Genomic DNA, 20,763 nt, shown 5'->3' with positions numbered 1-20,763 from the left:
TGTTGGTACGCAGCGCAGCACACCTCCGGGCGCCGGGCCCCGGACCGGGTTGGACCGGCACCGTGCCGGCACACCCAATCAGTTTTGGCGGGCGGTCAACACCTTCGTCAGGTCGTGCAAGGTCTCACGTGCGCCAGGGCTGAGGGCATCAGGGAGGGCGTCTAGCGCAGCCAGGCCGGTGGCGGTGTGCGCGGAGATCTCCTCCTCCAAGGCGTGCAGGGCTCCACAGTCGCGTATGACCCGGGCGGCTCGCTCGACTTCAGCGGCGCCCGCACAACCGGTCAGCACCTCGGTCAGCAGCCTTCGGCCCTTGTCGTTACAGCGTTGCCAGGCCAGGGCGACCAACACGGTGCGTTTGCCCTCGCGCAGATCGTCACCTGCGGGCTTGCCGGTCAGCTCGGGGTCCCCGAACACTCCGAGTGCGTCGTCGCGCAGCTGGAAGGCGACTCCGACCTGCTCACCGAACACCTCCAGCGCGGCAAGCAACTCGCCTTGCGGGGGCGCACCCGCAAGCAGGGCACCGATCAGCAGTGGATACATAACCGAATACCGGGCCGACTTGTGCCTTACCACCTCCAGCGCGGATGAGCGCATGGCGGCACCCGCCTGTACGGGCCGGTCGGCGGGGTCGGGCAGCGGCAGCACCTCATGGTGAACATCAAGGAACTGACCGACGGCAACCTCTGCCGTCATGGCGTCGAAGGCGTCCCGGGCGTTGCGGGCGGCCTGACCGTCCACATCCCGGACTGCGGCGCCCATCTCCGCGGCAGCGGCCGACATCAGCAGATCCCCCAGCAGTATCGCGGCGCTCATGCCGTAGGCCTGTGCCGAACCGTGCCAGCCGGACTGCTGGTGGCGGGCCGCGTACCGCCGGTGTGCCGCGGGCCGGCCGCGGCGGGTATCGGCGGCATCGATCACGTCGTCATGGACGAGCGCACTCGCCTGATAAAGCTCCAGGGCGGCGCCCAGTCTCGCCGCAGTGGGACCGCCCAGTACCTCGGCGGGGGCATCGCCGCCGTCGGGCAGCGTCAGCCCCACCGCCCCCAATGCGGCCCGCATGCGTTTGCCTCCGGACAGAAGTTCGGTGGCGGCGTCAAGGAGAGCATCGGTCTGTGCGCGCCGGTCGTGCCACTGCGAACGCATCCGCGTCAGAACCCGATCCAGGCGAGTATCGACGACGTCGCGCACCAGCGGCAGTAGGGTGTCAACCTCGGTCATGAGCCCAGGCTAGATGAATGCCTCGGGAATACACCGGGCGCGTGCATCGTTGTTGCTGCCGTTGGTGGCTGTGTCGAGTTGGGTTTGAAGCCCTCGTTGGTCCGCGACGGTGTGCCGCGCGTGGACGGGCCCTTTACGGGTTCGCGTAGACTTGTCCCGGCTCTGTGCGCTCCTCCAGCCGAACCGTCTGCTCCGCGAAAGGAAATCCGTGGCTACTTCCACAGTTGCTCCTACTCCCACTCACATGCGGGAGCGTGCCGAATTCGCTGACGACATCGATGAGCCCCTAGAGGTCGAGCAGGACACCGACCTCGAGGTCGATGACATCGACACCGATTTCGACGCCGACGCGGCCGACGCCGAGGACGTGGACGACACGCCGGAAGACGACAGGCCGGAAGACGACACGCACACCGCCGAAGCCGCGGACGCTCAGGAGGCGCAGGAAGCGCCCGCTCCGGAGCTGCGCGACTACTACCTGGATGTGCTGTTGGAGGACAACGGTGATGGCACCAAGCGTCACCCCTTCAACACGCCCGCCGCGCTGAAGAACGTACGGCTTGCACCCGGCGCCACGCTCTTCGTGCGCAGCCGTACCGTCATCGAGGGCCTGGAGATCTGCGGGGACGGCACCCTGGAGGACCCCATCACCCTGGCCCCGTACGGGCACGGTCCGGTGCCCCGCTTCGTCATCCCCGGTGAAGAGGAACCGGTTGTCGCCCGCGAGTTCCTCACCTACAACGGTTACATCTTCCGCGGTTGGGTCATCAAGGGCATCAAGATGAACCCCTCCATTGCCGCCCTGACCGGCGAGCTGGACCGCATCCGGCGTGAAGAGGCGGAGAGGGCTGCCAACAAGAAGGCGAAGAAGTCCAAGGGGGATAAGAGCAAGGACGGCTCCTTCACGGTATCCGACTCCGACGAGGGCGATGAGCCCGCCCAGAAGGTCGTCACTGCTGGCGCCACCGCGGATCCGGTCAAGGACTATCTCAAGCAGATCGGCAAGGTGGCTCTCCTCAACGCCGCGCAGGAGGTCGAGCTCGCCAAGCGCATTGAGGCGGGCCTGTATGCCGAGCACCTGCTGGCAACCGAGGGCAACGACATGGAGGCCAAGTACCGTCGTGAGCTGCACTGGGTGGCTCAGGACGGCCAACGCGCCAAGAACCACCTGCTGGAGGCCAACCTGCGTCTGGTGGTCTCCCTAGCCAAGCGCTACACCGGCCGCGGCATGCTGTTCCTGGACCTGATCCAGGAGGGCAACCTGGGTCTGATCCGCGCGGTGGAGAAGTTCGACTACACCAAGGGCTACAAGTTCTCCACCTACGCCACCTGGTGGATCCGCCAGGCCATCACCCGTGCCATGGCGGACCAGGCGCGCACCATCCGCATCCCCGTCCACATGGTGGAAGTCATTAACAAGCTCGCCCGCGTCCAGCGGCAGATGTTGCAGGACCTGGGCCGCGAGCCCACCCCGGAGGAGCTGGCCGTCGAGCTGGACATGACGCCGGAGAAGGTCGTGGAGGTGCAGAAGTACGGGCGCGAGCCCATCTCCCTGCATACCCCGCTCGGTGAGGACGGCGACAGCGAGTTCGGTGACCTGATCGAGGACTCCGAGGCGGTCGTACCCGCCGACGCCGTGTCCTTCACCCTGCTGCAGGAGCAGCTGCACGCGGTGCTGGACACCCTGTCCGAGCGTGAGGCGGGCGTGGTCTCCATGCGCTTCGGCTTGACCGACGGTCAGCCCAAGACCCTGGACGAGATCGGCAAGGTCTACGGGGTGACCCGCGAGCGTATAAGGCAGATAGAGTCCAAGACCATGAGCAAGCTGCGCCACCCCAGCCGTTCCCAGGTGCTGCGCGACTATCTGGACGACTGACGAATCATGGTCGGGCCGCAGGCGCGCCGCCCGACCCGTGTACGGCCCGGCCGCCCCGGAACTCACCGGTTCCGGGGCGGCCGTCTGCTTGCTATCGTTGCGCCTACGACACGGGGTGCCGTCAGGCTGAGAGAAGACCCGTTGAACCTGTCCAGATAATGCTGACGAAGGGATGTCGCATGATGCAGCACGCGTCCGTCAACACCTATCCGCACGAGCACCAGGCGAATCCGGAGTCGATTCCAGATCCTGCGGGCGTGCTGGAGGCCCTGCGCGCCACCGGGCCGCTGGTGGCCTGCATAACCAACGCGGTGGTCACGAACTTCACCGCCAACGTCCTGTTGGCCGCTGGAGCCGCCCCCGCCATGGTCGACGTCACCGGGGAGGCCGGCCCCTTCGCCACCGACGCCTCGGCACTGCTGATCAACCTGGGCACGCCCCAGCCCGAGCAGCGCGCCGCTGCCGTGGAGGCCGCCACCGCCGCGCGGGCCGCCGAAGTCCCCTGGGTGCTGGACCCGGTTGCGGTCGGCACCCTGGTGCACCGCACCGCCCTGGCCCACCGCCTACTGCAGGAGCGCCCCACCGTGATACGCGGCAACGCCTCGGAGATCATCGCCCTGGCCGGCTCGGGCGGCGGCGGACGCGGGGTGGAGACCGCCGACGCCGTGGATGCCGCCCTGGACGCCGCTAGAGCCCTCTCGGCGTCCACCGGCGCCGTTGTCGCCGTGTCCGGCCCCGTGGACGCCATCGTTGATGACAGACGCCTGGTCCGGGTGGGCGGCGGGTCCGCACTGCTTACCCGCATAACCGGCGGCGGCTGCGCCCTGGGGGCCCTGGTGGCCGGCTTCGTCGCCGCCGGGCGCGCCATCGGAACCGACGTCTTCGAGGCCACTGTCGCCTGCCACGCCGCCTACAGTGCGGCCGCCGAGCTCGCCGCGGAGGCGGCAGCCGGCCCCGGCTCCTTTCAGATCTGCCTGCTTGACGCCGTCTACACGCTCGACGGCGACGACATCGCCAGGATTCCGATCTCATGAGACCTGCCCCCGACCTGCGGGTATACCTGGTCACCGACGCCGACCAGTGCCGCTCCCGTGGCAGCACCGTCACCGACACCGTCCTTGCCGCCGTCGGCGGCGGAGTCACCTGCGTGCAGGTGCGTGCCAAGCAAGCCGACGGCGCCGACTTCCTCACCCAGGTTCTCGACGTCACCCACGCCGTCGGCAGGCAGGTACCGGTGATCGTCAACGACCGCGTAGACGTGTACCTGGCCGCCCGCCGCCTGGGGGCGCCGGTTGCGGGCGTGCACATGGGCCAGCGCGACCTGCCTGCCACCGTGGTGCGTGAGCTCATCGGCGATGACGCCTACCTGGGTCTGTCAGCAGCTACCCCGGAGGAACTATCCGCGGCGGAATCGGAGGGCGCCTGCGACCATGTGGGCATCGGCGCCGTACGCGCCACCGCGACCAAGACCGATGCGCCCGCAGGTATCGGCACCGATGGCGTCATCCGCCTGGCCGCCTCCACTGCCCTGCCATGCGTGGCCATCGGTGGCATCACTGCCACCGACCTGCCCGCCCTGCGCGTCGGAGGACTTGCCGGGGCCGCCGTCGTCTCCGCTATCTGCCTGGCGGATGATCCCCGGGAGGCTGCACAGCAACTGCGCGGGGCCTGGGAAGCCGAACAATGAACGACCCGATTCCGAAAGTGCTTACCGTCGCCGGCTCCGACCCCTCCGGGGGCGCCGGTATCCAGGCGGACCTGAAGACCATGGGTGCGCTTGGCGCCTACGGCATGAGCGTGGTGACGGCACTGACCGCCCAGTCCACGCGCGGGGTGGTCGGGGTGCACGCCGTCCCCGTGGATTTCGTGCGCCTGCAGTTGGACACCCTGCTGGCGGATATCCGCCCGGATGCCACCAAGATAGGCATGCTCGCCACCGCCGATCTGGCCGATGCGGTGGGGGAGTACCTGCCCGGTCTGCCCAACACGGTGCTGGACCCGGTGATGGTGGCCACCTCCGGGGACAGCCTGCTCGACGCCGATGCCTTGGCGGCGCTGCGCCGTCTGTGCACGCTGGCGGACCTGATAACCCCGAATCTGCCCGAGGCGGCCGCGCTGCTGGGTTGTGAAGCGGCCGCAAGTCCACACGAGATGCGCCGCCAGGCCGAGGCGCTGCTTACCCGGGGTGCGCATCGGGTGCTGCTCAAGGGCGGTCACCTGGTGGGGCAGGCCGCCAACGCCGCCGATGTCTACGCCGATGCCGATGGCACGGTGCTGCTGCCCGGAGTGCGAGTGCACACCAACAACACCCACGGCACCGGCTGCACACTGTCGTCCGCCGTCGCCGCCCTGCGACCGCAGCGTGACAGTTGGATCGCCGCGGTGCGGGACGCCAAGGCCTACCTGGCCGGCGCCCTTGCGCATGCCGACCTGCTCGGCGTCGGCCACGGTCACGGCCCCGTGCATCACTACTACGCCCTCTGGCCGAATCGGTCAGAGGGCGTCAGCAGCAAGTAGGAAGGAACCGCTGGGTGAGCTGCCCAGCGAAAATCGGTCAATCGACCTCGCTGGTGCGGGTCAGGCGGTCGGACTCGTCCTGGATGAACAGGGCCTGACGCTCCAGGATCTCGCGGTGGGCGCGGCCGTGATGGGCGCAGAACAGCAGTTCGCCGGAGGCGAGTACCACGCGAAGGTATGCCTGCGCACCACAGGCGTCGCAACGGTCGGCAGTGGTGAGCGGACGGGTCTCGGTCGCCGCGGCTGGGCCGGTGGCCTGTTCGGGCGCGGCCGTCGGATCGGCGACCGTGGGGGAGATAGGAGTTGTCGTGCTCATGGCTCGATTCCACCACCGCCGGGCGCCCGCGCCAACGCCGAAGGGCCGTTTTCCGCCCCGGGCGCACCCCCTGCGCCCACGGCGAACGTTGTATATTCTGGCGAAGCTCATATATGATGTGAAGCACATATCGATGGCATGTCGAAGTCGTCGCAGGCGCAACCGTATGCGGATCGTCGGGGTGTGGCTACAACTGAGGCGTGATGTCGTGTGTGAAACCCCTGCGCCAGAAGGTAGAGGTAAGTGATATGGATGCCTTCGCATACTCCCTGGGTGCCGTGCGGATCCTCGTCGGCCTTCTGCTGGTGGTCAGCGCGTACGGAAAGCTGGGTCAGCTCTACCAGCAGGGCGTGAGCGATGTGCTCGGATACCGGTTGGTCGGTAGACGCGGTGCAGACCTGGTGGCCTTCTTCCTGCCGGTGGTGGAGATGCTGCTCGCCGCCGCCCTGGTAATGGGACTGCTGGTCCCCGCATCAAACCTAGTCGCTGCCGCATTCTTCCTCGTGTTGGCGGGGGCGGCGGTAAGTGCCTTGGCGAGAGGCCTGGTAACAGACTGCGGCTGCTGGGGCTCGCTCGCCCGCAGGCGAGTAGGACCGGTCGTGGTGGCCCGCAACCTGGTCATCGCAGCCCTGCTGCTGGCCGACGTTTTTTTCGTCGAGCAACAGCGCCTGGTTCTGGTCGACTCGCTGCAATCACCCGCCTATATGGGAATGGGAGTCGTCACGCTGCTGCTCGTGCTACAGCGCTGGTCGCAGCGTCGCGCAGCAACGCGAAACTCACATCCGGGCGCAGCGCCGAGCGCGCCCACGGTGTGAAGTACGAGCCCGTCTCAATCCGCCGGCCCCACAGAACCCTTAGCCGACGCGCTGGAGGGCTTGTGGGACCGGTGCGTGGCGCTCGGGCGGCGCAGACCACACCCACGACGGCGGCGGGGGATGCCGAATCGGCCCTCTTAATCGGCTAGATTCGGGCCGTGCCAGATTCCTCCCAGTCCTACTCGGCCCGCCACCTCTCCGTACTGGAGGGGCTCGAGGCTGTGCGCAAGCGCCCTGGCATGTACATCGGCTCCACCGACCAGCGGGGCCTGATGCACTGCGTGTGGGAGATCATCGACAACGGCGTGGACGAGGCCCTGGAGGGCTACGGAGACCGCATTGACGTGTTGGTCCACGCCGACGGCTCCATAGAAGTGCGTGACACCGGGCGCGGCGTGCCCGTGGACGTGGAGCCCTCCTCCGGCCTGACCGGCGTGGAGCTGGTCTACACCAAACTGCACGCCGGCGGGAAGTTCGGCGGCGGCTCCTACGGCTCGGCCGGCGGCCTGCACGGCGTGGGGGCCAGCGTGGTCAACGCCCTGTCCGCCCGCATGGACGTGGAGGTGGACCGTGGTGGCAAGACCTACGCCATGAGCTTTCGGCGCGGGGTTCCCGGCGTGTTCACCGATCCTTCGACCGGCCCCACTCCCGACGCCCCCTTCGAGGAGTACACCGAGGCCACCCAGCTGCGCGTTCTCGGCAAAGTACGCCGGGGGGTCACTGGCACCCGAGTGCGCTATTGGGCCGACCCCGAGATCTTCCCCGCCCCCGACCAATACGACATCGCCGCCCTGCGCGCCCGACTGCGGCAGACCAGCTTCCTGGTGCCCGGGCTCGCACTCACCCTCACCGATGAGCGTGGCCCCGAAGCGATCACAGCCACGGCTGACAGCACCACCGATCCGGCCCTAGGTGCCAAGGCGGAGCGCGGCTCGGAGGGCGACCTGTTCGACTCCGGCGCACCGGACGAGAAGGGCACGGAGATCTTCCGTGCCGAGGGTGGCACCGCCGACTTCGTCGATTTCCTGGCCACAGATGGCTCCGTGACCGACACCTTCCGCCTGACCGGTGAGGGCACCTACACCGAGACCGTGCAGCAACTCGACAAGCGCACCGGCCACCTGCGCCCCACCGAGGTCGAGCGCACCTGCACCGTCGACGTGGCCCTGCGCTGGGGCATCGGCTACGACACCACCGAGCGCTCCTTCGTCAACATCATCGCCACCCCCATGGGCGGCACCCACCTGACCGGCTTCGAACAGGCCGTCACCAAGGTGCTGCGCAAGCAGATCGACGCCAACTCCCGCGCCCTGAAGGTCACCAGCCGCGACGGGCGCATTGAGAAGGACGACATCCTCGCCGGGCTCACCGCCGTCATCACCGTGCGCGTGCCCGAGCCCCAGTTCGAAGGGCAGACCAAGGAGGTGCTCGGCACCGCCCCCGTGCGGCAGATCGTCGCCAAGGTGGTGGAGAAGGAGCTCACCGCTCTGCTGACCTCCTCCAAGCGCGACCTGAAGACCCAGTCGCGCGCCCTGCAGGAGAAGATCGTCGGCGAGATGCGCGCCCGCGTCTCCGCCCGCATGCACAAGGAGATCACCCGCCGCAAGACCGCCCTGGAGACCTCCACCCTGCCCGCCAAGCTGGCCGACTGCCGCTCCGACGACGTCGCCTCCTCCGAGCTGTTCATCGTTGAGGGCGACTCCGCCCTGGGAACCGCCAAGAACGCCCGTAACAGCGAGTTCCAGGCACTGCTGCCCATCCGCGGCAAGATCCTCAACGTCCAGAAGGCCTCCCAGGCGGACATGCTGCGCAACGCCGAGTGCTCCGCCATCATCCAGGTGGTCGGCGCCGGCTCCGGGCGCACCTTCGATCTGGACGCCGCCCGCTACGGCAAGGTCATCCTCATGACCGACGCCGACGTCGACGGCGCCCACATCCGTACCCTGCTGCTCACCCTGTTCTTCCGGTACATGCGCCCCATGATCGAGGCCGGCCGTGTCTTTGCCGCCGTCCCCCCGCTGCACCGCATTGAGGTGAGCGCCCAGGGCCGGCGCAAGAAAGAAGTGATCTACACCTACTCCGATGAGGAATTGGTCACCACGCTGCGCAAGTTGGAGCGGCAGGGTCGCAGCTTCAAGGAGCCCCAGCGCTACAAGGGCCTGGGAGAGATGGACGCACACCAATTGGCCGAGACCACCATGGAACCGGAGCACCGCACCTTGCGGCGCATCACATTGGGGGATGAGGCCGAATTGATTGAGGCCGAGAACGTCTTCGAACTGCTCATGGGCTCCAGCGTGGAGCCACGCCGCGACTTCATAATCGAAGGCGCCGCCGACATCGACCGCGAACGCATCGATGCCTGAGCGGAGGTGGGACAGGTTCGGGGGTCTATGAGGCCCCCCGTAGCAAGCTGGCAGCTCGGGTAACCTGGCCCGAGCCAATCATTTCGCATGCCCGAGTTCGGGAGCCCTCCCGTCGAAGGAGACGCACATGACACCCGTTTACGGTTCAACCCGCCGTACCGGTCAGGGTGGCCCGTGGGCCATGTTTCGTCCCGGTCCCCGCTCCGCACTGCCTCGCATCCTCACCTGGGCGCCGCTTGGACCGCGTGACAATTCCGAGCTAGCGGATTTGATCGCCCGCTCTGAGGAGAACGACAATCCCCCCTATCGCACCAGCGCCCAGGAGACGGCCGAGTATTTCGTGGACCCCACCTATTCCGGGGTGGCCGGCCGGGATGAGGATGGGGTGATGCGCGCCTTCGGACTGGTGCGGCTGCGTCCGGCCGGGGAGATTTACGCCTCCATGACCGGGACGGTTGATCCGCTTTGGCGCAAGCGCGGCATCGGGGTGGCACTACTGCATTGGCAGGCCGAGCGCGCCCGCCACCTCATCGGAGCCGAACGCGCCGGGGTGCCCGTGGGCTCCCAGGCCAACACGACCCCTGCGCATATCGTCACCACCGTACTGGAGGACGACGAGCGCATGAAGGGGCATTTGGCTGAGCTGCGCTTCGAACCGCGCCGTTGGTACCGGGAGGTTCGCCGCCCGCTGTCCGTGCCCGTCCCGGAGGTTGATCTAGACGGATTCCTCACCATAGAGCGGTGGTCTGAGGACTTCGACGACGCCGTGCGCCGGGCGCATAACCAGGCCTTCGCGGACTCCGGTGGCGGCAGCATGAGCGCGGAGGAATGGCGTTCAGGGCGCGCCTATTTCGCCCCTCACTGGAGCTTCGTGGCGGTGGATCGCTCCGGTGACCGGGCCCGGGTGGCCGGCTATGTGCTATCCAGTCGCTACGAGCAGGACTGGGAGGCCCTGGGCTGGCGGGAGGGATACACCGACGTGATCGGTGTGCTGGCAGACTACCGTTCCCGTGATGTGGGTCCGGCGCTGCTGTGTGCAGCCATGTGCGCTTATGCCGCTGACGGCATGGAGTATGCGGCGGCCGGCTTCGAATCCGACGATCCCAGCGGCGCCGTCGACCTGTTTCACGACCTGGGATATGCCGCCACCCGTGGAACCATCCTGTACGGCCTGGACGTGTAGGCGCCAACTCCAGTGCGACGGCTTGGCCCGCAACACCGGCGTGGACATCGAGTGGATCGCATCAGGAGCCCGCGGGTTCTGATGCTCCCCGGCCGGGGGTGACGCCGTGGAGACGGTCGGCGCCGGGGCGCCCTGCTGGAGACCGCCCGTTCCGGAATCTGGTACACAGACGACGGCCGCGTTGAAGGAAGCCTGCGCTCCGAATACCTTCCGCATACCTTCCGCCGCCGTCGCGGCACCAGCCTGCGTCGGGTGGACCTGCCACATGCCGAAGAAGTCCTGTGGAGCTGCCGGGAAGTGAGGCTTGCAGCTACATCGCCGCCAACAAGGAAAGGGCGGCCGACGTGGTGGCGCGTGAACTGCCCGGCTGCGCCGCGCCGGTTTCGCAGGGCACCTACCTGTCCTGGATCGACGTGCGTGCGCTGCTGCACTCTGGGGCCGCACTGGCCGCCGTCTGCTGAACGATCCCGCCAATCGCTCTCGTATACGTAGCTGTGACGTTAATCGTTTGACTTAACCTCGTGTGACGACGCACACTCCTGTTGACAGATCAGACCGTGCGGATCATCCACGAGCAGACAGGAGCGGCGATGACGACTCTCGCCGAAGTTGCTGAGGCTGCGCGCGTGTCCACGGCGGCGGCCTCGCTGGTGCTGTCCGGCAAGTCGAAGGGGAGAGTCTCCGAGACGACTGCACAGCGTGTGCGAGCCACCGCCGAGGAACTCGGCTACGTGCGCGACGCACTGGCCGGCGGCATGCGCAACCGTCGCACCCGCACCGTCGGCGTCCTCGGCGAGCGGGTTCTGTCAACGCCCTACGCCGTCGCCATGATCGACGCGATCCTGACCGCTAGCCGTGAACTCGGCTGGTCGGTCCTATTGACCGACTCCGGCGGACAGCCCGAACAGACTCGGCGTGCCGTGAGGGAACTGCGATCCCGGCGCGTAGACGTCATCGTTCATGCCGCCATGTACCACCAGCGGGTACACGTAGCGCCGGAACTCGTTAATGTGGCCGTGTTGAACGGCTTCGCGGATCGCGACGACGTCGTCGGCGTGGTACCGGATGAGGAGGCGGCCGCCCGAACAGCAGTCACTCACCTGCTGGAACTGGGGCACCGTCGGATCGGGCATCTGACTCAAGACGACCCCGCCATCGCCATCGGCCTGCGTCGAGCCGCCTTTGAGGAAACGCTGCGCAACGCCGGTATTTCGCCGGACCCCGCACTGACGGTGGCCGGCGGACAGCATCCGGAACAGGCCGATTCAGGTGCCTGTCGGCTGTTGGACCGCGCGGACCGTCCCACCGCGATCTTCTGCTACAACGACGGCATGGCCGCCGGCGTTTATCGGGTCGCCTCCGCCCTGGGGATAGCCATCCCCGAACAGTTGTCCGTCGTCGGCTTTGACGATCTGCGACTGATCTCCACCAATCTCGCGCCTCCCCTGACCACCATGCGCTTGCCCCACTACGAGATGGCGGACTGGCTCGTGCGACGGCTGATCACCGGCGACCTGCCCGAGTCCGCAGGAGTACACCGCTTCCCATGCGAGCTCATGGTCCGCAACTCAACCGCACCCGCGCCCCCGGGCGCCTGAGGGGCCGTCAGGATCCGGCCCACCCCCACAAGCCCCGGAATCGTCCCGATTCCGGTAAACCATCCCCAGTGACACACGAAGGAGTGTCCATGTCTACCACTCGCCGCACCTTCCTAGGCCTCGGCGCGACCACCGCCGTGGCCGCAACCCTTGCCGCCTGCTCCTCCCAGCAGGGCGGTGCCAGCTCCGACTCCTCCGGAACCATCACTCTGTGGACCCACAACGGCGGCAACAAGGAGGAACTCGCCGTCGTCAAGAATGCGGTGGAGGCCTTCAACGCGGCCAACCCCGACACCCCCGTCGAGGTCAAGGACTTCCCGCAGGCCTCCTACAACGACTCCATCGCGGCGGCCGCCGTCGCCGGCGACCTGCCCGACATCCTTGACCTGGACGGCCCCATCATGCCCAACTGGGCCTACTCCGGTTACCTCGCGCCCCTGCAGATCTCCTCCGAACTGGAGGACAGCATCATCGACTCCGCCAAGGGCTACTGGAACGACACCCTGTACTCGGTAGGCCCCTACGACACCTCGCTGTGCTTCCTGGGACGCAAGTCCGCCTTCGAGGCGGCCGGAGTCCCGATCCCCACGATTGACAAGCCCTGGACCAAGGATGAGTTCGATGCCGCTCTGGCCAAACTGGCCGAGCTGCCCGACTATGACTACGCCATCGACTTCTCGGTGGCCGACTCGGCCGAGTGGTGGCCCTACGCCTATGCGCCAATGCTGCAGTCCTTTGGCGGCGACCTGATCGACCGGGAGACCTTCGAAACCGCCGAGGGCTTCCTCAACGGCGACGCCGCGGTGCAGTGGGGCGAGTGGTTCCGCTCCTGCTTCGCCAACGGCTACGCCTCCGAGACACCCGCCACGGACGGGCAGGACTTCCTGCAGGGGAAGGTTCCCCTCTACTACGCCGGCGGTTGGAAGGTGCTGCAGTCCCAGGAGACCTTCGGCCAGGACGAGGTACTCATTCTCCCGCCGGTTGACTTCGGCCAGGGCGCGCGCGTCGGCGGCGGATCGTGGCAGTGGGGCGTGTCGGCCACCAGCTCCAACCCGACGGCCGCCAATGCCTTCATCGAGTTCCTCATGCAGGACGAGTACCTGGTGGAGTACTCCAACGCCATCGGCAACTTCCCCTCCGTCGCCTCGGCCACCCCCGAGACGGAATACTACGCCGAGGGCGGCGCGCTCGAACCCGTGTACGAGATCGGCACCAAGTACGCCCTCCTGCGCCCCGCCACCCCCGGATACAAGGTGATCTCCTCAATCTTCGACAAGGCTGCCCGCGACATCGTCTCCGGCGCCGACGTCAAGTCCACCCTGGACCAGGCTGTGAAGGATATCGACGCCGACATCACCTCCAACAACGGCTACCAGGCCAACTGAGCCGCTGATCCGCCAATTCCGATTCCCAACACCGGCGGGGCGCTTCGGCGCCCCGCCGGGAAGGACCACTCATGTCTGCTTCAAGAACCACTGCACCAACTCGGGACGTGGGGGCGCGCAGTAGCCGCTCATCGGCTGCGCGCAAGGAGGCCCGCACCGCCTGGCTGATGTCATCGCCGGCCCTGCTGCTGCTTCTGCTGTTCCTGGGCATTCCAATCGTGCTGACCTTCGCCCTCAGTTTCACCAACGCGCGGCTGATTTCCCCCAACCCGCCCGCGTTCATCGGGCTGAACAACTTCATCCGCGCCTTCAGCAGCGACCCGACCTTCATCCGCTCACTGACCAATACGGCCTTCTTCGCGCTCGTCGTCGTCCCCTGCCAGTCCGGGCTCGCGCTGGCGCTGGCGATCCTGGTCAATCAGAAGGTGAGGGGAGTAACCGCCTTCCGGACCATGATTTTCATGCCGGTGGTCACCTCGATGGTGGTCGTGTCCATCCTGTGGAGCTTCTTCTACGAGAAGGACGGCCTGTTCAACTCGATCCTCAACACCCTCACCGGTGGCGGCTGGACAGCCGTCGCCTGGTTGAACAATCCCGGCACGGCCATGCCGGCTATCATCCTGCTGTCCATCTGGCAGGCGGTCGGATTGCACATGATCATCTGGCTGTCCGGGCTGCAGGGCATCGACCCGGCGCTGTATGAGGCGGCCGCGCTGGACGGTGTCAACGGTTGGCAGCGCTTTCGCTACGTGACCTGGCCCGGCCTGCACTCCACCATGGTGTTCATCCTGGTGACCATAACCATCGCCGCCCTGGGCCTGTTCGTCCAGGTGGATGTGATGACCTCCGGCGGTCCGCAGGATGCCACCTCCACGCTGGTCTACCACGCCGTGCGCAAGGGCTACCGGGAACAGGACATGGGTTACGGCAGCGCGATCTCGCTGATCTTCTTCATAGCCGTTCTGGTGATCAGCCTCATCCAGCGGCGCCTGACCAGGGAGGATGACTGATATGACCACTGCAACCAACGCCGTTGACGCGCCGGAACAGACCGCCCAGAGAACTGTGCGGCGACGCGGGCGTGCCGCCACCAAGCGCCGCTCGAAGATCCTGACCTACCTGGGACTGACCGTGGCGGCCATCGTCGCCGTCTTCCCTCTGCTGTTCATGATCTTCTCCTCTCTCAAGCCCGATGCGCAGATCTTCGCCCACCTGGGCACACTCAAGGCCTTCCTGCCGGTAGGGGATCTGAGCTTGGACAACTACGAGGGCGTGTTCGAGCGGGTTCCGGCCGGACGCTTCATCGCCAACTCCGTCATCGTTACCGTCGCGATCGTGGGCCTGGGCCTGATCGTGAACTCCATGATCGGCTTCGCCATCTCGCGCATGCGTTGGAAGGGCAAGAACCTGATTCTGTCCCTGGTGCTGGCCACGCTCATGGTGCCCTTCGAGACCATCGCCGTGCCGCTGGTGTTCTGGGTAGCGAAGCTGCCCTCCATACAGTGGGCCGTGGACGGCTTCCTGCTCAAGCAGGGCATGCTCAACACCTACCAGGTGCAGATCCTGCCGTATGTAGCCAACGCCCTGGCGATCTTCCTGTTCGCCCAGCACTTCGGCGACATCCCCAAGGAGATCGACGAGGCGGCCCGTGTGGATGGCGCGAGCTGGTGGACCATCTACCGCAAGATTGTGGTGCCGCTGTCCGGACCCACCTTTGCGACCGTAGCCATCATCACCATGCTTCCTGCCTGGAACTCCTACCTGTGGCCGTTGATGGTGGTGCAGCAAGAATCCATGCGACCGGTGAGCGTGGGGATGCAGTACTTCTTCCAGCTCAACCCCGTGTGGGGACAGATCATGGCCTACGGGACTTTGATCACCCTGCCGGTGTTGGTCATCTTCGTCCTGTTCCAACGGTCTTTCGTGCAGTCGCTGGCCGGCACCGCGGTCAAGGGGTGAGCGATGGGATTGGAACTCGCAGACCACTGGCTGTGGGACCACTGGATGGCCGAGGACGGCGAGCACTACCACCTGTTCTTCCTGCGCGCCTCCCGGGCATTGCATGATCCGGAACGGCGGCACTGGCGCGCCTCGCTGGGACACGCCGTCTCCGATGACGCCCGTTCCTGGAGGCTGCTCCCCGATGCGCTGGTGCACTCCGACGGGCCGGCGTTTGATGACCAAGCCATCTGGACGGGCTGCACCATCCACAAGCCCGGCGGCGGGATGCGGGTGTTCTACACAGGCATCTCCCGGGCTGAGCGCGGCATGGTGCAACGGATCGGCTGGGCTGATTCAGAGGACGGCGTCACCTTCGAGCGCCGTTGTGCACAGCCACTCGAGGCGGACGGGCGCTGGTATGAGAAGTGGCATCCCGGCCACCCGTGGGATGAGCCGTGGCGGGACCCCTTCGTATTCGCATACGACGGCAGCTGGCACATGCTCATCACCGCTCGTGCCCGGGGCGTGAACCGCAAGCACGCCGGCGTGATCGGGCATGCGGTATCCGAGGACCTCGACCACTGGGAGGTGCTGCCTCCCTTGACCGAGCCGAGCGTGTTCGGTCAGCTCGAGGTCAGCCAGTCCCATAGTGTCGATGGACGCAACCTGCTGGTCTTCTCCTGTGGCGATGACATGCAGGCCGAGCCCGGAGCCGGCGGTGTGTGGGTCGCCGAGGGGGAGGGGCCGCTGGGGCCCTGGGATGTGAATGCGGCTCGTTACGTGCGGCCGGAGCATCTGTATGCCGGACAGTTGTTCCGCTTGCGGAACGGGCAGTGGGTGCTGACCGGGTTCAACAACATCGTCGACGGCGCATTCGTCGGTTCCGTACCGGACCCGCTGCCATGGGCTGAGATCGAGCTCGCAGAACGCCGGTAGCGCAGGCACTGATCGCCACCTGCGGCGGCCCGGGATGTCCATGGGGCACCCGGGCCGCCGTTATGTCGACCGAACTCGGCAGTCATGTCGACCGAACTCGGCAGTCATGTCGACCGAACTCGGCAGGTGGGGGTGGGAGTATGTTCGGGCAAACGTCCGGCGAAACATTCCCGCCGCCAACGTGCGATATCGCACGTGCCGACGCCGCGCCAGAAACTTGCCAGACCGGAATTTGGGAACGAAGATGTTCGTTAAAGTTTGGTGCACGCAGGCGGAGCCATCCCGCGGCCCGCCGCCCGCACCGCGCAGACGCGGAGAGGAGTTAACCATGAGCCAGGCCGACGATGACTCAACCCGCTCCCGGGTCCTTGACCTGATCGCCGAGAAGGGACCGGTGTCCGCCGCGCAACTGGCCAAGGTCCTGGATCTGACTCCGGCAGCGGTGCGACGCCATATCACCGCCCTTGAGCAGTCCGGCGAGATCGAGGTTCACAACCCCTCAGTGGGCGGCAAGCGCCGTCGCGGGCGCCCGGCGCGCTTCTACGTAGCCACCGCGCAGGCTCGCACCAGTTTCGGTGAGGGGTACTCGGAGCTGGCCAACCGCGCCCTGTCCTACCTGTCTCATGTCGGCGGTGAGAAGGCGATCAACTCCTTCGCCGCCTCGCGCGGCCGCGATCTAGAGCGTCGTTACATGCCGGTGGTGGAGGCCGCCGGCAAGGATCCGGCCGATCGGGCGCGCGCCCTCGCAGACGCACTGACCCTGGACGGCTACGCCGCCACCGTGCGCGCGGTGGGCGACGGCACCTTCGCGGTGCAGCTGTGCCAGGGACACTGCCCGGTGCGGGACGTGGCCGGGCACTTCCATGAACTGTGTGACGCCGAGACCCGCACCTTCTCTCGGCTGCTCGGCGTCCCCGTGCAACGCCTGGCCACCCTTGCCAGCGGCGAGCACGTGTGTACCACCCATGTACCCATCGCCATGCCCACGCTGCGTAAACGCGCAGTGCGGGCGGCGGACCAGCGGAGCCGTCGGCCCCGGACAACGGAAGGAAACTCATGACAGCACCCGTGACGGAAGCTGTGCGCAGCAGCGACGATGAGATCATTGATTCGATCTCCGAGGTCTACGAGTACGGCTGGCGCGACTCAGATGCCGCCGGCATGTCCGCCAGGCGTGGCCTGGATGAGCAGGTGGTGCGCGAGATCTCTGCGCTTAAGGGCGAACCCGAGTGGATGCTGCAAAAGCGGCTGAAGGCCTATGAGATCTTCCAACGCAAGCCCATGCCCAGCTGGGGCGTGGACCTGTCCGACCTGGACATGGACCAGGTCAAGTACTTCGTCCGCTCCACGGACAGGCCCGCCAACTCCTGGGAGGACCTCCCCGAGGACATCCGCAACACCTACGACCGCCTCGGCATCCCCCAGGCGGAGCGGGACCGCCTCGTCGCCGGAGTCGCCGCACAGTACGAGTCCGAGGTTGTCTACGAGCAGATCCGCGAGGATCTGCAGGAACAGGGCGTGATCTTCCTGGACACCGACTCCGCCCTGAAGCAGTACCCCGAGCTGATGCAGGAGTACTTCGGCTCGGTCGTGCCCGCCGGTGACAACAAGTTCGCCGCCCTGAACACGGCCGTGTGGTCGGGCGGCTCCTTCATCTACGTGCCCCCGGGTGTGCAGGTGGAGATCCCCCTGCAGGCCTACTTCCGTATCAACACCGAGAACATGGGCCAGTTCGAGCGCACCCTGATCATCGCCGACGAGGGCTCCTACGTCCACTACGTGGAGGGCTGCACGGCCCCCATCTACTCCACCGACTCCCTGCACTCGGCCATCGTGGAGATCATCGTCAAGAAGAACGCGCGCGTGCGCTACACGACCATCCAGAACTGGTCCAACAACGTCTACAACCTGGTCACCCAGCGGGCCACCTGCGCCGAGGGCGCCACCATGGAATGGGTGGACGGCAACATCGGTTCCAAGCGGAACATGAAGTACCCCGCGGTCTTCCTCATGGGCCCCCACGCTCGCGGCGAGGCCCTGTCCATTGCCTTTGCCGGCGCCGGTCAGCACCAGGACACCGGCGCCAAGATGGTCCACATGGCGCCGCATACGTCCAGCCACATCGTGTCCAAATCGATCTCCCGCGGAGGGGGCCGCTCCGGCTACCGGGGCCTGGTGCAGGTGCAGAAGAACGCCCGGCACTCCAAGTCCAATGTGCTGTGCGACGCCCTGCTGGTCGATGAGATCTCCCGCTCCGACACCTACCCCTATGTCGATATCCGCACCGATGATGTCGAGATGGGGCATGAGGCCACCGTGTCGAAGGTGAGCGCCGATCAGCTATTCTACCTGATGCAGCGCGGCCTGACCGAGACCGAGGCCATGGCCACCATTGTGCGGGGCTTCGTCGAGCCGATCGCCCGCGAGCTGCCCATGGAGTACGCCCTGGAGCTCAACCGGCTCATCGAGCTGCAAATGGAGAACTCCGTCGGCTAAGTCGCCGTCCCCGTCTACCCCCGATCACAAGCCGCCGGCGGCAGGCCGGCAAGGAGCACCAATGCCCGAACTCAAGACCGACCACTCGCGCGCATCGCTGGAGGGGGCGCACACTCACGGCGGACGTCGTTACGTGTCCTCGCGTGCCGAGCGGCCCACCTCCTTCGATCCCGCCGACATCCCCGTGCCTCACGGACGTGAGGAGGAGTGGCGCTTCACTCCCACCAAGCGCTTCGCTCCACTGTTCGATCTCGACGCCGTGGCCGCCGGTACCGGCAGCGGTGTGATCGGCGTCGATGTCGATGCTCCGGCGGGAGCCGACGTCGAAACCGTACGTCGCGACGATCCGCGCCTGGGAGTCGTCGGGGCGCCAGTGGACCGCACCGGCGTCGTCGCCTGGGCCGCCTTCCAGGATTCAACCGTACTCACGCTGCGAGCGGGTGTGGACCTGGAGCGGGCTGCGCGCATGACCATCACCGGAGCCGATCCGGAACTGGCCCACCCCGCCGCCCAGCACATCCGCGTCGCCGCCGAGCCGGACGCCGTCGGCACTATCGTGCTTGACCACCGTGGCACTGCGGCGCTGACCCAGACCGTCGAGGTAACCGTGGGCGAGGGCGCCGAACTGACCCTGGTGACAATTCAGGGTTGGGAGGACGCCGCCGTACACGCCTCGAATCACCGGGTGCGTGTGGAGGGGCGCGGCAACCTCAAACACGTCGTTGTCTCCCTGGGCGGGGACGTGCGAATCTGCTCCGACCTCGGCTTCCAGGGCGAGGGTGGACACATTGACGCCTACGGCGTGTACTTCACCGACGCCGGTCAGCACCAGGAGCACCGCCCCTATGTGGCCCACACCGAGCCGCACTGCTACTCCCGCGTGGCCTACAAGGGAGCTTTGCAGGGCGAGGGTGCCCATTCCGTGTGGGTCGGTGACTGCTTGATCGCAGCCGGCGCCCGCGGCACCGACACCTACGAGCTCAACCGCAATCTGGTACTTACCGAGGGCGCCAAGGCGGACTCCATACCCAATTTGGAGATCGAGAACGGCAATATCGAGGGGGCCGGGCATGCCTCGGCCACCGGCCGTTTCGACGACGAGCAGCTGTTCTATCTGCGCGCCCGCGGTATCCCGGAGATGGAGGCCCGACGCCTGGTGGTTCTCGGCTTCTTCAACGAGATCGTCGCCGAGATCCGCGTCCCCGAGGTGGAGGAGCGGCTCATGGCCGCCATTGAGAAGGAGCTCGAACTCACCGGGCTCGTATCCGCCCGCGAGCATGAGGCAGCGGCTCTCTGACCCCCCCAAGCACTTTTCCCCACGAAAGAAGAAAGCATCTATGAGCACCCTCGAAATCAAGAACCTTCACGTCCAGGTCGCCACCAACGACGGTCCCAAGCCCATCCTCAAGGGCGTGGACTTGACCGTGGACTCACGCGAGGTTCACGCCATCATGGGCCCCAACGGCTCGGGCAAGTCCACGCTGGCGTACTCCATTGCCGGCCATCCCGACTACGAGATCACCGAGGGCGAGGTGCTGCTCGACGGCGTGGACCTTTTGGATATGAGCGTTGACGAGCGTGCCCGCGCCGGCCTTTTCCTGGCCATGCAGTACCCCGTGGAGGTACCCGGCGTGACAGTGGCGAACTTCCTGCGCACCGCCAAGACAGCCATCGACGGCGAAGCCCCCAAGGTCCGCCAGTGGATCGGTCAGGTCAACCAGTCGATGGAGAACCTGCGCATCGACACCTCCTTCACCCAGCGCGATGTCAACGCCGGTTTCTCCGGCGGTGAGAAGAAGCGCTTCGAGATCTTGCAGATGGAGCTGCTGCGGCCCCGCTTCGCCATTCTGGACGAGACCGACTCCGGCCTGGACATTGACGCCCTGCGCATCGTCTCCGAGGGCGTGAACCGGCTGCACGACTCCTCCGACGCCGGCTTCCTGCTCATCACCCACTACACGCGCATCCTGCGCTATATCAAGCCCAGCCACATTCACGTGTTCGTGGATGGACGGGTGGCCGAGGAGGGCGGTGCGGACCTGGCCGACCGTCTGGAGGATGAGGGCTACGACCGGTTCCTGGTCTGAACCATCCGCCGACGCCCCCACATATGACC

At 66.7% G+C, this 20,763-nt stretch carries 19 protein-coding genes, 1 pseudogene and 1 riboswitch; of the genes and pseudogenes, 18 read left to right on the top strand and 2 right to left on the bottom strand.

Annotation, left to right across the window (positions count from 1 at the left end; genetic code table 11):
- Nucleotides 1-78 precede the first annotated feature (78 nt).
- Complete coding sequence (locus CWT10_RS08805; protein ID WP_103062718.1) at nt 79-1,218, bottom strand: polyprenyl synthetase family protein; 1,140 nt, start codon at nt 1,216-1,218, stop codon at nt 79-81.
- Between the two features lie 244 nt (nt 1,219-1,462).
- Between CWT10_RS08805 and CWT10_RS17365 the strand changes: the two genes are divergently transcribed.
- The 4 genes from CWT10_RS17365 to thiD all read left to right on the top strand — a co-directional run bounded on the left by CWT10_RS17365 (nt 1,463) and on the right by thiD (nt 5,611).
- Complete coding sequence (locus CWT10_RS17365) at nt 1,463-3,094, top strand: RNA polymerase sigma factor (protein ID WP_103062719.1); 1,632 nt, start codon at nt 1,463-1,465, stop codon at nt 3,092-3,094.
- Between the two features lie 101 nt (nt 3,095-3,195).
- Nucleotides 3,196-3,284, top strand: a riboswitch (TPP riboswitch).
- 49 nt (nt 3,285-3,333) lie between these two features.
- Nucleotides 3,334-4,128 (top strand): hydroxyethylthiazole kinase, encoded by a 795-nt coding sequence (gene thiM / locus CWT10_RS08795; protein WP_103062827.1) that lies wholly within the window; start codon nt 3,334-3,336, stop codon nt 4,126-4,128.
- A complete protein-coding gene (gene thiE, locus CWT10_RS08790) occupies nt 4,125-4,781 on the top strand; it encodes a thiamine phosphate synthase (protein ID WP_103062720.1) in 657 nt (218 codons plus the stop codon). Before thiM ends, thiE begins: the two co-directional genes overlap by 4 nt.
- The gene (thiD, locus tag CWT10_RS08785; protein WP_103062721.1) at nt 4,778-5,611 is read left to right on the top strand and encodes a bifunctional hydroxymethylpyrimidine kinase/phosphomethylpyrimidine kinase; all 834 of its coding nucleotides are present in this window, start codon (nt 4,778-4,780) and stop codon (nt 5,609-5,611) included. Before thiE ends, thiD begins: the two co-directional genes overlap by 4 nt.
- A gap of 37 nt (nt 5,612-5,648) precedes the next feature.
- Here thiD and CWT10_RS08780 read toward each other — a convergent pair whose 3' ends face one another.
- Complete coding sequence (locus CWT10_RS08780; RefSeq protein WP_103062722.1) at nt 5,649-5,927, bottom strand: DUF7455 domain-containing protein; 279 nt, start codon at nt 5,925-5,927, stop codon at nt 5,649-5,651.
- 248 nt (nt 5,928-6,175) lie between these two features.
- Between CWT10_RS08780 and CWT10_RS08775 the strand changes: the two genes are divergently transcribed.
- The 14 genes and pseudogenes from CWT10_RS08775 to sufC all read left to right on the top strand — a co-directional run bounded on the left by CWT10_RS08775 (nt 6,176) and on the right by sufC (nt 20,734).
- Nucleotides 6,176-6,742 (top strand): MauE/DoxX family redox-associated membrane protein, encoded by a 567-nt coding sequence (locus CWT10_RS08775; protein WP_158247622.1) that lies wholly within the window; start codon nt 6,176-6,178, stop codon nt 6,740-6,742.
- A 158-nt stretch (nt 6,743-6,900) separates the two neighbouring features.
- Nucleotides 6,901-9,108 carry a DNA gyrase/topoisomerase IV subunit B gene (locus tag CWT10_RS08770; protein WP_233188094.1) on the top strand — a complete coding sequence of 736 codons (2,208 nt, stop codon included), beginning with the start codon at nt 6,901-6,903 and terminating at the stop codon, nt 9,106-9,108.
- Between the two features lie 127 nt (nt 9,109-9,235).
- Nucleotides 9,236-10,291: a GNAT family N-acetyltransferase gene (locus CWT10_RS08765; RefSeq protein WP_103062725.1), complete on the top strand. Its 1,056-nt coding sequence runs from the start codon at nt 9,236-9,238 to the stop codon at nt 10,289-10,291.
- Between the two features lie 132 nt (nt 10,292-10,423).
- Nucleotides 10,424-10,546: pseudogene (locus CWT10_RS17955) on the top strand (hypothetical protein); the annotation flags it as partial.
- A gap of 26 nt (nt 10,547-10,572) precedes the next feature.
- Complete coding sequence (locus CWT10_RS17360; protein WP_233188095.1) at nt 10,573-10,752, top strand: hypothetical protein; 180 nt, start codon at nt 10,573-10,575, stop codon at nt 10,750-10,752.
- Nucleotides 10,753-10,881: 129 nt separating this feature from the next.
- Nucleotides 10,882-11,889 carry a LacI family DNA-binding transcriptional regulator gene (locus tag CWT10_RS08755; RefSeq protein ID WP_103062727.1) on the top strand — a complete coding sequence of 336 codons (1,008 nt, stop codon included), beginning with the start codon at nt 10,882-10,884 and terminating at the stop codon, nt 11,887-11,889.
- An 89-nt stretch (nt 11,890-11,978) separates the two neighbouring features.
- A complete protein-coding gene (locus tag CWT10_RS08750; RefSeq protein ID WP_103062728.1) occupies nt 11,979-13,274 on the top strand; it encodes an ABC transporter substrate-binding protein in 1,296 nt (431 codons plus the stop codon).
- 71 nt (nt 13,275-13,345) lie between these two features.
- Nucleotides 13,346-14,284, top strand: a complete 939-nt coding sequence (locus CWT10_RS08745; RefSeq protein ID WP_103062729.1) for a carbohydrate ABC transporter permease — start codon at nt 13,346-13,348, stop codon at nt 14,282-14,284.
- Nucleotide 14,285: 1 nt separating this feature from the next.
- A complete protein-coding gene (locus CWT10_RS08740) occupies nt 14,286-15,233 on the top strand; it encodes a carbohydrate ABC transporter permease (RefSeq protein ID WP_103062730.1) in 948 nt (315 codons plus the stop codon).
- Between the two features lie 3 nt (nt 15,234-15,236).
- Nucleotides 15,237-16,151: a glycoside hydrolase family protein gene (locus CWT10_RS08735; RefSeq protein ID WP_103062731.1), complete on the top strand. Its 915-nt coding sequence runs from the start codon at nt 15,237-15,239 to the stop codon at nt 16,149-16,151.
- Nucleotides 16,152-16,479: 328 nt separating this feature from the next.
- Nucleotides 16,480-17,211 (top strand): helix-turn-helix transcriptional regulator, encoded by a 732-nt coding sequence (locus CWT10_RS08730; protein ID WP_103062732.1) that lies wholly within the window; start codon nt 16,480-16,482, stop codon nt 17,209-17,211.
- Entirely contained in the window at nt 17,208-18,647 is a 1,440-nt protein-coding gene (gene sufB, locus CWT10_RS08725; RefSeq protein ID WP_103062733.1) for a Fe-S cluster assembly protein SufB, read from the top strand. Before CWT10_RS08730 ends, sufB begins: the two co-directional genes overlap by 4 nt.
- Before the next feature lie 61 nt (nt 18,648-18,708).
- Nucleotides 18,709-19,944, top strand: coding sequence for a Fe-S cluster assembly protein SufD (gene sufD, locus CWT10_RS08720; protein WP_103062734.1), 1,236 nt, complete (start codon nt 18,709-18,711; stop codon nt 19,942-19,944).
- Nucleotides 19,945-19,984: 40 nt separating this feature from the next.
- On the top strand, nt 19,985-20,734 hold the full coding sequence (sufC, locus tag CWT10_RS08715; RefSeq protein ID WP_103062735.1) for a Fe-S cluster assembly ATPase SufC: 750 nt from the start codon (nt 19,985-19,987) through the stop codon (nt 20,732-20,734).
- The last annotated feature ends 29 nt before the right edge of the window (nt 20,735-20,763 follow it).

Origin of the sequence: Actinomyces qiguomingii, assembly GCF_004102025.1 — a bacterium.
In the GTDB taxonomy this organism is placed as follows: domain Bacteria; phylum Actinomycetota; class Actinomycetes; order Actinomycetales; family Actinomycetaceae; genus Actinomyces; species Actinomyces qiguomingii.
The sequence above is the reverse complement of the archived record's forward strand: the minus strand, read 5'-3'. Positions and strand labels throughout refer to the sequence as shown.